The sequence below is a fragment of the Microbacterium sp. 22195 genome (genome assembly GCF_052056515.1).
GTDB lineage: Bacteria > Actinomycetota > Actinomycetes > Actinomycetales > Microbacteriaceae > Microbacterium.
Map to the genome: position 1 here is coordinate 272,331 of NZ_JBQEPE010000002.1, position 14,475 is coordinate 286,805.

13 protein-coding genes are annotated in these 14,475 nt (G+C 70.3%); all 13 read left to right on the top strand.

All coding sequences use genetic code 11. From position 1 onward, the window contains the following. The first annotated feature begins 4 nt into the window (after positions 1 to 4). Positions 5 to 1,300, top strand: coding sequence for an MFS transporter (locus ACTJJ4_RS09330; protein WP_440943073.1), 1,296 nt, complete (start codon positions 5 to 7; stop codon positions 1,298 to 1,300). Continuing rightward, entirely contained in the window at positions 1,300 to 2,301 is a 1,002-nt protein-coding gene (locus tag ACTJJ4_RS09335; protein WP_440943074.1) for a TolB family protein, read from the top strand. The genes ACTJJ4_RS09330 and ACTJJ4_RS09335 overlap by 1 nt, the downstream gene beginning before the upstream one ends. 48 nt (positions 2,302 to 2,349) lie before the next feature. Next, positions 2,350 to 2,499: a hypothetical protein gene (locus ACTJJ4_RS09340; protein ID WP_285637140.1), complete on the top strand. Its 150-nt coding sequence runs from the start codon at positions 2,350 to 2,352 to the stop codon at positions 2,497 to 2,499. A 103-nt stretch (positions 2,500 to 2,602) separates the two neighbouring features. Further along, positions 2,603 to 3,643: an ABC transporter gene (locus ACTJJ4_RS09345; RefSeq protein WP_440943075.1), complete on the top strand. Its 1,041-nt coding sequence runs from the start codon at positions 2,603 to 2,605 to the stop codon at positions 3,641 to 3,643. Positions 3,644 to 3,682: 39 nt separating this feature from the next. Then, positions 3,683 to 4,177, top strand: a complete 495-nt coding sequence (locus tag ACTJJ4_RS09350) for a hypothetical protein (protein ID WP_440943076.1) — start codon at positions 3,683 to 3,685, stop codon at positions 4,175 to 4,177. A gap of 82 nt (positions 4,178 to 4,259) precedes the next feature. Further along, complete coding sequence (locus ACTJJ4_RS09355) at positions 4,260 to 4,907, top strand: spermidine/putrescine ABC transporter substrate-binding protein (protein ID WP_285637131.1); 648 nt, start codon at positions 4,260 to 4,262, stop codon at positions 4,905 to 4,907. Between the two features lie 132 nt (positions 4,908 to 5,039). After that, complete coding sequence (locus tag ACTJJ4_RS09360) at positions 5,040 to 5,516, top strand: DUF2975 domain-containing protein (RefSeq protein WP_440943077.1); 477 nt, start codon at positions 5,040 to 5,042, stop codon at positions 5,514 to 5,516. Further along, positions 5,516 to 5,731 carry a helix-turn-helix domain-containing protein gene (locus ACTJJ4_RS09365; protein ID WP_285637125.1) on the top strand — a complete coding sequence of 72 codons (216 nt, stop codon included), beginning with the start codon at positions 5,516 to 5,518 and terminating at the stop codon, positions 5,729 to 5,731. The genes ACTJJ4_RS09360 and ACTJJ4_RS09365 overlap by 1 nt, the downstream gene beginning before the upstream one ends. Next, on the top strand, positions 5,728 to 9,783 hold the full coding sequence (locus ACTJJ4_RS09370) for an SCO7613 C-terminal domain-containing membrane protein (protein ID WP_440943078.1): 4,056 nt from the start codon (positions 5,728 to 5,730) through the stop codon (positions 9,781 to 9,783). Before ACTJJ4_RS09365 ends, ACTJJ4_RS09370 begins: the two co-directional genes overlap by 4 nt. A 228-nt stretch (positions 9,784 to 10,011) precedes the next feature. Further along, a complete protein-coding gene (gene rpsL / locus ACTJJ4_RS09375) occupies positions 10,012 to 10,380 on the top strand; it encodes a 30S ribosomal protein S12 (protein ID WP_029145644.1) in 369 nt (122 codons plus the stop codon). 5 nt (positions 10,381 to 10,385) lie between these two features. Next, positions 10,386 to 10,856, top strand: a complete 471-nt coding sequence (gene rpsG / locus ACTJJ4_RS09380; protein WP_017201608.1) for a 30S ribosomal protein S7 — start codon at positions 10,386 to 10,388, stop codon at positions 10,854 to 10,856. A 78-nt stretch (positions 10,857 to 10,934) separates the two neighbouring features. Further along, on the top strand, positions 10,935 to 13,049 hold the full coding sequence (fusA, locus tag ACTJJ4_RS09385; protein WP_440943079.1) for an elongation factor G: 2,115 nt from the start codon (positions 10,935 to 10,937) through the stop codon (positions 13,047 to 13,049). 149 nt (positions 13,050 to 13,198) lie between these two features. Next, the gene (gene tuf / locus ACTJJ4_RS09390) at positions 13,199 to 14,392 is read left to right on the top strand and encodes an elongation factor Tu (RefSeq protein WP_285637112.1); all 1,194 of its coding nucleotides are present in this window, start codon (positions 13,199 to 13,201) and stop codon (positions 14,390 to 14,392) included. Positions 14,393 to 14,475 lie beyond the last annotated feature (83 nt).

Consider the following 14,475-nt stretch of genomic DNA (forward strand, 5'->3'; position numbering starts at 1 on the left):
CGACATGTATCTCGCCGGCAGCAAAGCGCGGCAGGACGAAGGCGACTCGGCGGTCCACCGCACGGTGGGCCGCCGAGCCGCCGGAGTCGGAAGCACCGCGGTCGCCCTCGGAACGGTGAGCCTGCTCACCGACCTCTCCTCCGAGATGGTGACGGCGGTCCTGCCGCTGTATCTCGTCGTCGGACTGGGCATGAGCCCGCTCCAGTTCGGCTTCCTCGACGGCCTCTACAACGGGGTCACCGCGTTCGTGCGGCTCCTGGGCGGTCACGTCGCCGACAGGTGGTCGCGGCACAAGCTCGTCGCGGGCATCGGCTACGGCCTGTCCGCCGTGTGCAAGCCCTTCCTGCTCCTGGCGGGCGCCAACACGACTGCACTGTCCGCCACGCTCGCCGTGGACCGGATCGGCAAGGGCATCCGCACCGCCCCGCGCGATGCGCTGATCTCGCTGTCGGTCGACGACGCGCACCAGGGCCGGGCGTTCGGCGTGCATCGGGCCATGGACACCGCCGGCGCGCTGGCAGGCCCCCTCGCGGCCTTCCTGCTGCTCTGGCTGGTCGCCGACGCGTTCGACGCGGTGTTCATGGTGAGCTTCTGCGTCGCGACGCTGGGCGTGCTGGTGCTCATCGCGTTCGTCCCGGGCCGCTCCTCGATGCCGACCAGCGGGGTGCGACCCACGCTGCGGCAGACCGTCGGCATCCTCGCCGAACCGCGATACCGTCGTCTGCTGATCGCGGCCACCCTGCTCGGCATGGTGACGATCGGCGACGGATTCCTGTACCTCGGCCTGCAGGACCGCATGCAGCTGGACACGGTGTTCTTCCCGCTGCTTCCGCTCGGCAGCGCCGCCGTCTACCTGGTGCTCGCGGTGCCGTTCGGCCGGCTGGCCGACCGCATCGGACGGCGTCTGCCGTTCCTGCTCGGGAACCTGGCGCTGCTGGGCGCCTACTCGACCATGCTGCTGCCGATCGACGGTCCTCTGCTCCTGGTGCTGACACTCGGGATGCTCGGACTGTTCTACGCCGCGACGGACGGCGTGCTGATGGCACTGGCGGGCCCGGGCATCCCGCGGGACCGCCGAGCCGGAGGTCTCGCCCTGCTGCAGACCGGGCAGGCCGTCGGACGTCTGCTCGCGGCCGTGCTGTTCGGCGCGGCGTGGACGCTGTGGGGCCTCGGCGCCGCGTTCACGGCCGCAGCCGCCGCCCTGCTGGCCGTCGTCATCGTCGCCGCGGTGCTCATCCGTCCCGACCGCCGTGCGGACGAGGGCATCGTCCCGTCATCGGATCCCGGGAGCCGGGCGTGATGGCCGTGGGACGCCCCGCAGCGCGGAGCAGGATGCTGATGGTGGCGGGGGCGGCGCTCGTGCTCGCCGCCATCGGCGTCGGCTACACCGCCTATGCGATGAACAGGCCCTCCGCCGGCGGCGCGCCCGTCGCCGGAGAAGCCACGCCCGCGGACCATCCGGGACTGTACGTGCGGGATGCCGGCGGCTCGATCGTGGTGCAGTCACCCGATGCGAAGGCCGGTGAGGGCGGTGCGGCGCCGGACCGCACCGGGACGGGGCTGAACTGCGCCCGCTTCTACGCGGAGGGCGGCACCGCGGTGTGCCTGACCACGCGTCTCGGCGTCAAGCCCATGACCAGCGCGATCATCCTGGACGACCGCCTCGAGCGGCAGCAGCGCTTCGAGTTCGGCGGCGTGCCCAGCAGAGCGCGCGTGTCGGGGGAGGGGCGCTTCGTGTCGTGGACGGTGTTCGTCACCGGGGACGAGTACGCCACGACCGACTTCTCGACCAGGACCGGCTTCTACGACCTCGAGCAGGACTTCCTGGTCAAGTCGGTCGAGGATCTCGGCCTGTACATCGACGGCCGGTTCCGGTCGCCGGAGGACGTCAACTACTGGGGCCTGACCTTCGCCGACGACCAGAACACCTTCTACGTGACGGTGTCCACCGGCGGGGAGACCTACCTCGCCCAGGGCGACCTGGCGTCGTGGACGGCGCGCACGCTGCGCAAGAACGTCGAGTGCCCGTCGCTCTCGCCCGACGGGAGCCGGATCGCCTTCAAGAAGCGGGTCGATCCGGGTGTCGAGTCGCCCTGGCGGCTGTACGTGCTGGATCTGGCGACCATGAAGGAGACGCCCGTCGCGGAGGACCGCAGCGTCGACGATCAGGCGGCCTGGCTCGACGACGACACACTCGCGTACGCCGTCGACGACGGGGTCTGGTCCGTGCCCTCCGACGGCACGGGCGCGCCGAGGCTCCTCGCCCCTGGGGCGTCGTCGCCGGCGATGGTGCGACCCTGATCGGCGTTGCGCTCGCCCGTTGACGATCGCCGGGCGTACCGTGGCGCCATGACCGCACGCGTGGGGGGAAGGAGCCTGGCGATCAGCTGGATCGTCGGGCTCCTCTGCGCGGCGACGGTGGCGGGCCTGCTGTGGCTCGCCCTGGGAGCGGGACCGGGGCTGCTGTTCATCCTCGAGCAGATGGTCGGCGGCGGCTGACGTCCGCCGGACGGCGAAGCACCGACACGTCGGCACGCCTCCGAGGCGCGCGTTTGCGCGCGCGTTACCCTCGCTGTGCACCTTATCCAGGAGAGGCGAGGCCATGAGCGACCCCGAGGTTCCCCAGAACGACAAGCCGAACGACATCGACGACGTCGTCGGAAGCGCCAACGAGGGTCTCGACGCTGCCGCCGCGGCCCGCGCCGACGCCCCCGCCGACTCCGCCGAGCCGCATTCCGACGCCGACATGGAGGCATTCGCCGCCGCCGAGCGCGACTACCCCGGAACGTTCGGCGCAGCCGACTCCGCCGAGTCGCGGCCCGCTTCGGAGCAGACCGCGGATGCCGATGAGGCGCCCGCGGAAGAGGCGGCACCCGCCGAGGAGGACGTGAAGCCCGCCGCCGTCGGACGGGACTACTCGTACTCCTCCGGTTCGGACACCGGCGAGGTCGCCACCTCGCACGTGAGCGACACCCCGACCGTCGCGGACACCGCCTACGGAGCAGGGGCCGCAGCAGCGGCATCCGCGGCCGAGACCCAGGTCATGCCCGCCGAGCCGGTCGCCCCGCCTGCAGCCCCGCAGCCGATCTTCGTCCAGGCGCCCGAGCCGCCTCGGGAGCTGGGCAACCGCGGCGCCGCAGGCGGCATCGGCCTGATCGCGGCCGTGGTCTTCGCCATCCTGTACCTCGGCGCGATCCTGGGTCTCGGCGCCCTCGCCGGCGACGTGACGGGCGAGAACATCGGCGAGGCCGCCCTCAAGCCGCTGACGACGTGGGCCTTCTGGGTTCCGGTGGTCGTCTTCTGGCTGGCGTTCTGGCTGCTCGGCGCCTTCGTCAATCGTGCCCGCTGGGGCAAGTGGGTCATCCTCGGCCTGCTCGTGGCCGCGGCCACCTACGGCGGCCACATCCTCGGCCAGCTGTTCCAGGCGCCGTTCTGGAGCATCGCGCCCAGCAAGTCGGCTGAGCTGGTCAACGAGCAGCTGCTCGCGCCGCTCGCGATCGCCGCCTTCCTGTTCGCCCGCGAGCTCACCATCTGGTTCGGCGCGTGGGTCGCCCGCAGCGGCGCCAAGAAGAAGGCCCTGAACGCGGAGGCGCAGGCCGAGTACGAGCGCACCCTCGAGGCGGGCCCCAGCGCGCTGCGCTGAACCGCCCTCCACCTTCGCGCACGCGCGTAAGGTGGCGCCATGACCACCACCGGAGACCCCCACGGCACACCGCCGCAGGGGGTCTCCGCGTCTCTGTCGCTGGTGATCGGCTTCGTCTCGTTCGCTGCGCTGTGCATCCTGGGTCTGGGGATGCTGAGCTTCTTCGCCGACATCGACATCCTCGCGGTGCCGGGGCTGGACTGGTGGCCCGGGATCGTCGGCATGTTCGGCGCGATCGGCGCCTTCTCCTGGATGCTGTGGCCGACGCTGTCCCGCGGACGGGCGTCGTTCCTCGCAGTGCCTTCCGTGGCGCTGGTCACCGCGGTCGCGCATCTCGTGCTCGTCTGTCTCAGCGCACTGCTGGGCGGGGCGGGCACCGACTCCGCACTCGAGGCCGTCGTGCAGCTGATCTCGCGCGGCTCGAGCGCCGTGCTGCTGGGAGCGGCCCTCATCGCCGCCTGGATCGCGATCGCCCTGCGCCGCACGAAGGCGGCCGCCCCGCACTGGCCGTGGGAGCGCGCCGACGAGGAATGATGCCGCGACGGCGACGGCGACGGCGACGGATGACACGCCCGGATGCCGCGCCGCGAAGCGCTCCGGGCCGTACCCTGTAACCGTGGAGCGGTCACTGGAAACCCAGGTGGGCCAGGCAGTCGACGCCTGGCTGCGCTGGGTGCCGCGCTGGGAGCCCGCCACGCATCGGGGGCGGGTCGCTCCGTGCCGCCGCTGCCTGGGGTCGCCGATCCTCTCCGCCGCCGGGATCGGAGGGAACGTCCCGCACGGGGTGCAGCACGGTCTGTCCACCCGCATCAAGGCGATCGTCGACCACGCCGTCGCGGAGTACACGGCGCGCAACCTGCCGATGCTGCAGGCCGAGCTCGACCATCAGGCCGACCGCAACCGCTCGCGCACGTACCGTCCCGCCGAGGGCCTGGACCCCGAGTACGAGGGGATGCCGCTGGACCCCGACCCGGTGCCGGGTGCGCCGTTCCTGTTCACCGTGGCGGGTCTCGCGGATGAGGCGTCCGCGGAGCTGCCGCCGCTGCCTCCGCTGAGCGACGAGGCGAAGGCTGCTCTGCGCCAGGAGGTCGCGCTCGCCGACGAGTACGCGAACATGATCGGCCGGGAGATCTGCGGCATCCTGCTGCGGCACCGGCTGAGCGTGCAGGCGGCGATCTCGCAGTACGTCGAGCCGCAGATCGAGGCGATGCTGGCCGAGCTCAGCGAGGCGCTGGACTCGCCCTTCGATCCCGACACCCCGTAGCATCGCGCTTCGATCCGCCCGGTGACGTGCGGCCGCGCGGATGCTGGGAATCACCCGCACCCGCTTGAGTTCCTCTGCATCCGCTGGCTATCGTTTTTCGATAGATAGTTGCTGTCTTTCGATAGGAGCGCCATGCAGCCCGTCGCCACACTCCTGCTCAGGGCGATGATCGCCGTGCTGATCGCACTGCTGATCTTCGTCCAGGTGGTCATGATCCCCGGCGTCGCCGACGAGACCGCGCGCCGCAACCCCGACCTCGCGTATCTCGAGGTCCCCGGGATCATCGGCGCGGTGCTGTTCCTCGCCCTGGTCCAGATCGTGCTGGTCTGCGTGTTCGCACTGCTGTCGCTGGTGCGGGCCGACCGCATCTTCAGCCCGCACTCCTTCCGCTGGGTCGACATCATCATCGGCACGATGCTGGCCGCCGCCGCGCTTCTCGTCGCCTCGTTCATCGTGCTGGCGAAGGACGGTGCGGTGAACCCCAGCATCCTGGTGCTCGCCGTGTTCGGCGTGGTGGTGAGTCTCTCGCTGGCGCTGCTGGTCGGGGTGATGCGCGGCCTGCTGCGCAAGGCGCTGCAGCTCGAGCAGGATCTGTCCGAGGTGGTCTGATGCCCATCGTGATCGACATCGACGTGATGCTCGCCCGTCGCAAGATGAGCGTGCAGGAGTTCGCCGATGCCATCGGCATCACTCCGGCGAACGTGGCGGTGCTGAAGAACGGGCGGGCCAAGGCCGTGCGCTTCACCACGCTGGACGCGATCTGCCGGGTGCTGGAGTGCCAGCCCGGCGACATCCTGAGATACGAGCCGAGGGGGCGCTCATGAAGTGGTCGGACGCTGCGATAGAGCGGTTGAACGACGCGCGGCTCTGCCCGCTGTGCGAGATGTCGCATCTCGTGGAGGGGCGCTGCGCGCACTGCGGGGCCGATCTGAGCGGGCCGCAGGGCGTCGCGCTCTGGAACGCGTCGACGCTGGCGGCGGAGTCGCTGCGCGCCCGGGAGGCGCTGCTCGCGACCGTCCCGAGGCTGGTGCACGTGCCGACTGCGGTGGGCGCCGTCGCGCCCCCGATGGGCCAGGCGGGGCCGCCCGCGGTCGTGCAGGCGGCACCGCCCGTGGTCGCACAGGCGGGGCCCGTTCCGGGCGCCGTCGGCGTGCAGCCCCTGCGTCCGTCGCCGCCCGCGACCGACGGCGCGAGCCTGCAGTCGGTGCTCGCCACCGCCGGGGCGGGGCTGTTCGCGGTCGCCGCGATCGTGTTCACCTTCTTCAACCCCGAGCTGGCCGACCGCGCGGTGCGCAGCTGGATCATCGCGGGAGTGACGCTGGCGTTCCTGGGCGGCGCGTGGCTGCTGGCACGGCGTCGACTGCAGTCGTCTGCTGAGGCCGTCGGAGGACTCGGTCTGGTGTTCGTCGGCCTCGACGTGCAGGCCGTCGCCGGCTCGTTCCCGGGCGCCGGCTCGGCATGGACCTCCGCCGCGATCGCGACGGCCGCGGCGGGCCTCCTGATGCTCGCCGCCGCGCTGCGCGCTCGCATCCGCATCTGGCTGTGGACCTCGTTGCTCGGGCTCGCCGCGGCCCCCGCCATGCTCGGCTTCGCCGCGCAGACCAGCGTCGGCGCGGCACTGTGGCTGGCGGCCTCCGCCTTCGCCGCGACCGGCCTGATGGCCCTGCTGCCGCGGTTCGCGCCCCGGTTCCCGGCGCGCGACGACGGATCGGATGCCGACGGCGATACGCCTCCGGCCGCGGAGCCGCTGCTCACGGACCTCGACCTCACCGAGCGACCCGAGGCCTCGGAGCGACCGGATGCCGTGGCGGGCGCTGCCCCCGGCCTCGCATCCCACAGCCCGCTCGCCGCCGAGCTCGCGGCACTCACCGCACTGCAGGTGCTCGTCACGGTCCTCGCGATCGGACGCGTCGTCCTCACCGGTGCGACCGGCCTGTCGATCGCCGCGGTACTGGCGGTGCTCGCCGGGCACGCCGTGCTGGCGACGACCCGTACGATCCCCAGGACCTGGGCGTTCGCCGCCGGCGTGCTGATCACGGGCGCAGGGGCCTTCGCGGCATCCGGACTCCTGCAGTCCGCATCGATCGACTACGCATGGTTCATGGCGTTCCCGCCCGCCGGCGCGGTCATCGCGCTGATCCTGTGCGCGCTCGTCCCGCTGCCGCAGCGCACCCCGCGCATCCCGATGGCCGTCGGCGCCGGCCTGGCGGCGGGCGTGACCAGCGCCCCGGCGGTGATCACCGGCGGGTTCATCGGAACCACGCTGCTCCGCTTCGCCATCGCGGACACCACCGGTGGGAGCTCCGCACCGGTTCTCGGATCGGGCACCTGGGCGATGCTCCTCTCCCTCGCTCTCATCGCGGCGGGCTTCGGGGCCTTCGCGCTGTGCACGCGCATCCGCCCGGACATCCGCCCGCTGCGCTCCGCGGCGCTGGTCGTGACGGTGCTGTACTCGACCGCGGCGGTGCTGTGCCTGGCCGCCTCGCATGTGCTGCCCCTTCCGATCGGGATCGCCGCAGTGCTGATCGCGGCCGCGGGGACCGCCCTCGTCCTCACCCGCATCAGGCCCGCCATCGCGGCGGCCGGCGCGACGGCCGAGACCGCGCCCGACATCGCGCCGGACGGCGCCGCGCGCAAGGCGCCCGCATGGACGTCGCTGCGGGTTCTGCTCGTCATCGCCGTGCACCTCGCGCTGGCGGTCGCGGTGCTGCTGTCCTGGCAGGATCGGGCGCTCGTGCCGTACGCCGGGACCGCCACCCTCGTCGTGCTCGCTGCAGTCGCGCTGACCGTGCCCGAGGCGGCCCGTTTCCTGCACGTGGGCATCGGATACGCCTACGCGCTGGTCCTGGTCGGGACGGCGCTGTCGCTGGCCGGGGTCGACGGCGTCGCGCTGCTGAGCCTGACGGCATCCGCAGGACTTCTCGGGGCCGTCGTGGCCACGTTCCTCCCCGTCGTGCACGCGCGGAACTGGCAGACCGTGCTGGTCGTCGCCACCGTGCCCTTCGCCCTGGGCGTCGTCCAGGTGGTGTTCGAGCGCAGCGGCTGGACCGCGCTGTCGACCGGGCTGATGTTCGGGCTCGCCCTCGCCCTGCTGCTGACGCGTCGCGAGGGCCTGACGGTGGTCATCCGCACGGTCGCGGCGGGGCTGCTGGTGCCGACGCTCGCGGTCGTGATCCTGTGCCTGGGCGCCCAGCTGCTGGTGCAGAGCGGGTCGCCGGTCGTGCTGCCGATCATCGCGGCGGTCATCGCGCTCGTGCTGCCTTCGGGTCGTATGATCCGCGACGGGCTCGTCGCCCGCGGACGCATCGCCGCCACGGCGGATGCGGCCCGGGTCGCGATCGAGGCGTCCGCGCTGCTCACCGGCGCGATCGCCGTGCTGCTGGCGCTGGCCCGCGAGGCGGCCGGCTTCGGCACCGCGTGCCTGGTGCTGATCCTGCTCGGCGTCGGAGCGGCGCTCACCTCCCTCCTCGCCGCACGCCGGTACGGATGGTGGGTCGCCGGCGTCGCGTTCACGGGCGCGCTCTGGTCGCTGTGGGCGCTGAACGGCGTGCGGCTCGCCGAGGCCTACCTGCTCCCGCCCGCGCTCGCCGCGGCGCTGATCGCCGTTCTGCTCGCGCTGCGCGGGGCCCGAGCCGTCCCGTTGTTCGCCGCAGGCCTCGCAGGAGCGATCATCCCCGTGCTGGTCCTGCTGATCGCGGGCCGCGGCATGGCCGAGGTGCCCTGGCGTGCGCATGCGCTGCTCGCCTCGGCCTGGATCCTGCTCGCACTCGCCGCGCTCGTGAGCAGGGCGGCGGGTCCGCGGATGCGGAGGCTGCGCCCGCTGCGCGCGACCGCGATCCTGCTGGCATCCGTCGCCGCGCTCGGCGGCACCGCCCAGTCGGTGCGCTGGGGGAGCGGCCTGGACCGCTCGCCGGTGCTGGGCGGCGACGCCGGGCTCTTCCTGCTCTGTGCGGGATCCAGCGCCCTGTCCGCGCTCGCGCTGCTAGTCGCCGCACGGATGCTGCGCGCCACGGCGTCCGCCGCGTCCGCCGTGCGCCAGCCGCGGGAAAGTGCGCCTCCCGCGGACGGATCGGCGCAGAACGTCCGCGCGGAGCGCACATCTCCGCGCGAGGCGCACGCCGCGTCCGCGGTGCTGGCGGCCTCCCGCTGGCTCGCCGTGCCCGGCGCGCTCGCCTTCGGCGTCGGCGTGTGGCCCGCGATCGCGGAGGACTGGTTCGTGATCTGGGGGATGTGGACGCTCATGCTCGGCTGGCTGACCCTGATGGTGCTGACCGCGCGCCGACCCTCGGCGACGCTCCCGCCGGTGTGGGTGCTGTTCGGCCTCGCCTTCATCACCGCCGTCGTCGCCTGGAGTCCCCGCGAACTGCGCGTGGAGACGTTCTCGCTGCCGCTCGGCCTGTTCCTGCTCGCCGCGGGCGCCCTCGGCCTGCGCTCCGCGGGCGGAGTCAGGGGAGCGGATGCCCTGGGTGCGGACCCGGTGCGCGATCTTCCGGTCCTGGACGCCTGGCCGCACGGCTGGCGGGGGTCCTGGCCGCTGCTCGCGCCCGGCCTGATCGTGATGATGTCGGCATCCGTCGTGTCCACCTTCACCGATCCGCTCACCTGGCGGGCGATCCTCGTGATGGTGCTCGCGCTCGCCGCGATCCTGGTCGGGGCCGCGCGCCGGCTGGCCGCGCCGTTCGTGATCGGCCTGATCGTGCTGCCGGTCGAGAACGTGTTCGTGTTCGCGGTGCAGCTCGGACGGGGGATCGAGTCCATGCCGTGGTGGATCACGCTGGCGACCATCGGCGCGGTGCTGCTGATCATCGCCGTCGCGGGGGAGCGGCGCGAGGGCGCCGACCGCAGCGTGGTGGCGCGGATGCGGGATCTGCGATGAGATCTCGGGAGACCGGCGTGGCGTCCGCCGTCATTTGACCGTCGGGGTTACGCCGCATTACACTTGATCGGGTGTGCGCACGGCTGTGCGCGCATGCTGGGCGCCGGCACCGCCGGTTCGCCCCCACGGCATACCCATCACACCAAAAGCAGGGCGGTTCCGTCCTGCCGGTGGGTCATGATGTGAAACCCATCATGCTGTCACCGTGCAGCACTATTAGGAGAGAACGTGCCAACGATTCAGCAGTTGGTTCGCAAGGGACGTACGCCCAAGGTCTCGAAGACCAAGGCGCCCGCCCTGAAGTCGAACCCGCAGCAGGCCGGCGTGTGCACCCGTGTGTACACCACCACCCCGAAGAAGCCGAACTCGGCGATGCGCAAGGTCGCTCGTGTGAAGCTCCGCAACGGCACCGAGGTGACCGCGTACATCCCCGGTGAGGGTCACAACCTGCAGGAGCACTCGCTGGTGCTCGTGCGCGGTGGCCGTGTGAAGGACCTCCCCGGTGTCCGCTACAAGATCGTCCGTGGCGCCCTGGACACCCAGGCCGTCAAGAACCGTAAGCAGGCTCGTTCCCGCTACGGCGCGAAGAAGGGTTGAGTTAGATGCCTCGTAAGGGACCCGCTCCCAAGCGCCCGGTCGTCAACGACCCGGTCTACGGTGCTCCGATCGTCACCTCGCTGGTGAACAAGATCCTCGTCGACGGCAAGAAGTCGCTCGCCGAGTCGATCGTCTACGGCGCCCTCCGCGGCGTCGAGGCGAAGAACGGCCAGGACGCCGTCGCCACCCTCAAGAAGGCGCTCGACAACGTGCGCCCCACCCTCGAGGTCCGCAGCCGTCGCGTCGGCGGCTCGACCTACCAGGTGCCCGTCGAGGTCAAGCCGCACCGTGCGAACACCCTCGCGCTGCGTTGGCTGGTCAGCTACGCGAAGGGTCGTCGTGAGAAGACGATGACCGAGCGCCTGCAGAACGAGATCCTGGACGCGTCGAACGGTCTGGGTGCCGCGGTCAAGCGCCGCGAGGACACCCACAAGATGGCCGAGTCGAACCGCGCCTTCGCCCACTACCGCTGGTAACGGGCTGAGCGGATGCCGCCATCGGAGGCATCCGCTCCCACCAACTGTTCGTTCCTGAACCATCCCGGAGGAACCCCCGTGGCACAAGAAGTGCTCACCGACCTGAGCAAGGTCCGCAACATCGGCATCATGGCGCACATCGATGCCGGCAAGACCACCACCACCGAGCGCATCCTGTTCTACACGGGTGTCAACCACAAGCTCGGCGAGACCCACGACGGCGCCTCGACGACCGACTGGATGGAGCAGGAGAAGGAGCGCGGCATCACGATCACGTCTGCCGCCGTGACCTGCTTCTGGAACAAGAACCAGATCAACATCATCGACACCCCCGGCCACGTGGACTTCACGGTCGAGGTGGAGCGCTCGCTCCGCGTGCTCGACGGTGCTGTCGCCGTCTTCGACGGCAAGGAGGGCGTCGAGCCCCAGTCCGAGACCGTGTGGCGTCAGGCCGACAAGTACAACGTGCCCCGCATCTGCTTCGTCAACAAGATGGACAAGCTGGGCGCCGACTTCTACTACACCGTCGACACCATCGTGAACCGCCTGGGCGCCAAGCCGCTCGTGCTGCAGCTCCCGATCGGTGCCGAGAACGACTTCGTCGGTGTCGTCGACCTGATCGAGATGCGCGCACTGGTGTGGCCCGGCGATGCCAAGGGTGACGTGACCATGGGCGCGTCGTACGAGATCCAGGAGATCCCGGCCGACCTCCAGGCCAAGGCCGAGGAGTACCGCCAGCAGCTGCTCGAGACCGTCGCCGAGACCGACGACGCGCTGCTCGAGAAGTTCTTCGGTGGCGAGGAGCTCACGGTCGCCGAGATCAAGGGCGCCATCCGCAAGATGGTCGTCGCGAACGAGATCTACCCCGTCCTGTGCGGTTCGGCGTTCAAGAACCGCGGTGTGCAGCCGATGCTGGACGCCGTCGTCGACTTCCTGCCGAACCCGCTCGACGTGGGCGCCATCGAGGCGCACGACCCGAAGGACGAGGAGAAGGTCATCGAGCGTCACCCCGACGCCAACGACCCGTTCTCCGCGCTCGCCTTCAAGGTCGCCGTGCACCCGTTCTTCGGCCGTCTGACCTACGTGCGCGTGTACTCGGGCCACCTGGACTCCGGCTCCGCGGTCGTCAACTCGACCAAGGGCAAGAAGGAGCGCATCGGAAAGATCTTCCAGATGCACGCCAACAAGGAGAACCCGGTCGACTCGCTGACCGCCGGTAACATCTACGCCGTCATCGGCCTGAAGGACACCACCACCGGTGACACCCTCGCCGACCCGGCCGCCCCGGTCGTCCTCGAGTCGATGACGTTCCCGGAGCCCGTGATCGAGGTCGCCATCGAGCCGAAGACCAAGGCCGACCAGGAGAAGCTGGGCACCGCGATCCAGAAGCTGGCCGAGGAGGACCCGACCTTCCGCACCGAGCTGAACCCCGAGACCGGTCAGACGACCATCAAGGGCATGGGCGAGCTGCACCTGGACATCCTCGTGGACCGCATGAAGCGCGAGTTCAAGGTCGAGGCCAACGTCGGCAAGCCGCAGGTGGCGTACCGCGAGACGATCAAGAAGACCGTCGAGAAGCACGACTACACGCACAAGAAGCAGACCGGTGGTTCGGGCCAGTTCGCGAAGATCCAGTTCACGATCGAGCCCCTCGAGGTCACGGCCGACAAGACCTACGAGTTCTCCAACGAGGTCACCGGTGGTCGCATCCCGCGCGAGTACATCGAGCCGACCAACCAGGGCTTCCAGGACGCCATGAACACCGGTGTGCTCGCCGGCTACCCCATGGTCGGCGTGAAGGCCCGCCTGATCGACGGCGCATCGCACGATGTCGACTCCTCGGAGATGGCGTTCAAGATCGCCGGCTCGATGGGCTTCAAGGAGGCCGTCCGCAAGGCGAACCCCGTGCTGCTCGAGCCGCTGATGGCCGTCGAGGTCCGTACTCCCGAGGAGTACATGGGCGACGTCATCGGCGACCTGAACTCGCGTCGTGGCCAGATCCAGTCGATGGAGGACGCCCAGGGCGTCAAGGTCGTGCGCGCATCGGTCCCGCTGTCCGAGATGTTCGGCTACATCGGCGACCTGCGCTCGAAGACCTCGGGCCGCGCCGTGTACTCGATGGAGTTCGACAGCTACGCCGAGGTTCCTCGCGCCGTCGCTGACGAGATCATCCAGAAGACCAAGGGCGAGTAAGTCCTTGTCCGGGATGCCGTGCGAACGGCATCCCGGGCTCCCTACAACTTCACATTCCCTCTCTACTAAACTGAGAAACCTAACCCGTAGGGAGCCGGTCACAATCCAGTGCCCGGCCGTCTCTACACGAACGTCCTGAGGAGGACCCAGTGGCCAAGGCCAAGTTCGAGCGCACCAAGCCGCACGTCAACATCGGAACGATCGGTCACGTCGACCACGGCAAGACCACGCTGTCTGCCGCGATCTCGAAGGTGCTCGCCGACACCTACCCGTCGGAGACCAACGTCCAGCGTGACTTCGCCTCGATCGACTCGGCTCCCGAGGAGCGTCAGCGCGGTATCACGATCAACATCTCGCACATCGAGTACGAGACCCCGAAGCGCCACTACGCGCACGTCGACGCCCCCGGCCACGCCGACTACGTCAAGAACATGATCACCGGTGCTGCCCAGATGGACGGCGCGATCCTCGTGGTCGCCGCCACCGACGGCCCGATGGCTCAGACCCGCGAGCACGTGCTGCTCGCCAAGCAGGTCGGCGTGCCGTACCTGCTCGTCGCCCTGAACAAGAGCGACATGGTCGACGACGAGGAGATCCTGGAGCTCGTCGAGCTCGAGGTCCGCGAGCTGCTCTCGTCGCAGGGCTTCGACGGTGACAACGCTCCCGTCGTGCAGGTCTCGGCGCTGAAGGCGCTCGAGGGCGACGAGAAGTGGGTCAAGGCGATCCTTGACCTCATGCAGGCCGTCGACGACAGCGTGCCGGACCCGGAGCGCGACCGTGACAAGCCGTTCCTGATGCCGATCGAGGACGTCTTCACGATCACCGGTCGTGGCACCGTCGTCACGGGCCGCGCCGAGCGTGGCACCCTGGCCATCAACTCCGAGGTCGAGATCGTCGGCATCCGCCCGACGCAGAAGACCACGGTCACCGGTATCGAGATGTTCCACAAGCAGCTCGACGAGGCATGGGCCGGCGAGAACTGCGGTCTGCTGCTCCGCGGCACCAAGCGCGAGGACGTCGAGCGCGGTCAGGTCGTCGTGAAGCCGGGCTCGATCACCCCGCACACCAACTTCGAGGGCACCGCCTACATCCTCTCGAAGGACGAGGGTGGCCGTCACAACCCGTTCTACACGAACTACCGTCCGCAGTTCTACTTCCGCACCACGGACGTCACCGGCGTCATCACGCTGCCCGAGGGCACCGAGATGGTCATGCCTGGCGACACCACCGACATGTCGGTCGAGCTGATCCAGCCGATCGCCATGGAAGAGGGCCTCGGCTTCGCGATCCGTGAGGGTGGCCGCACCGTCGGCGCCGGCACGGTGACGAAGATCAACGCGTAATTCCGCTTCTCAAGCGACCTCAGGGGTCGGGCCTTCGGGCCCGGCCCCTTTCGTCTTCCCCGAGGGGCCGCCGCCGACGCGCC

Bases quoted from the DNA above. Each gene is read 5' to 3' on its own strand.
- ACTJJ4_RS09335 (WP_440943074.1), top strand. From the start codon at position 1,300: ATGGCCGTGGGACGCCCCGCAGCGCGGAGCAGGATGCTGATGGTGGCG.
- ACTJJ4_RS09350 (WP_440943076.1), top strand. From the start codon at position 3,683: ATGACCACCACCGGAGACCCCCACGGCACACCGCCGCAGGGGGTCTCC.
- ACTJJ4_RS09370 (WP_440943078.1), top strand. From the start codon at position 5,728: ATGAAGTGGTCGGACGCTGCGATAGAGCGGTTGAACGACGCGCGGCTC.
- ACTJJ4_RS09340 (WP_285637140.1), top strand. From the start codon at position 2,350: ATGACCGCACGCGTGGGGGGAAGGAGCCTGGCGATCAGCTGGATCGTC.
- ACTJJ4_RS09360 (WP_440943077.1), top strand. From the start codon at position 5,040: ATGCAGCCCGTCGCCACACTCCTGCTCAGGGCGATGATCGCCGTGCTG.
- ACTJJ4_RS09330 (WP_440943073.1), top strand. From the start codon at position 5: ATGTATCTCGCCGGCAGCAAAGCGCGGCAGGACGAAGGCGACTCGGCG.
- ACTJJ4_RS09365 (WP_285637125.1), top strand. From the start codon at position 5,516: ATGCCCATCGTGATCGACATCGACGTGATGCTCGCCCGTCGCAAGATG.
- ACTJJ4_RS09345 (WP_440943075.1), top strand. From the start codon at position 2,603: ATGAGCGACCCCGAGGTTCCCCAGAACGACAAGCCGAACGACATCGAC.
- rpsG (WP_017201608.1), top strand. From the start codon at position 10,386: ATGCCTCGTAAGGGACCCGCTCCCAAGCGCCCGGTCGTCAACGACCCG.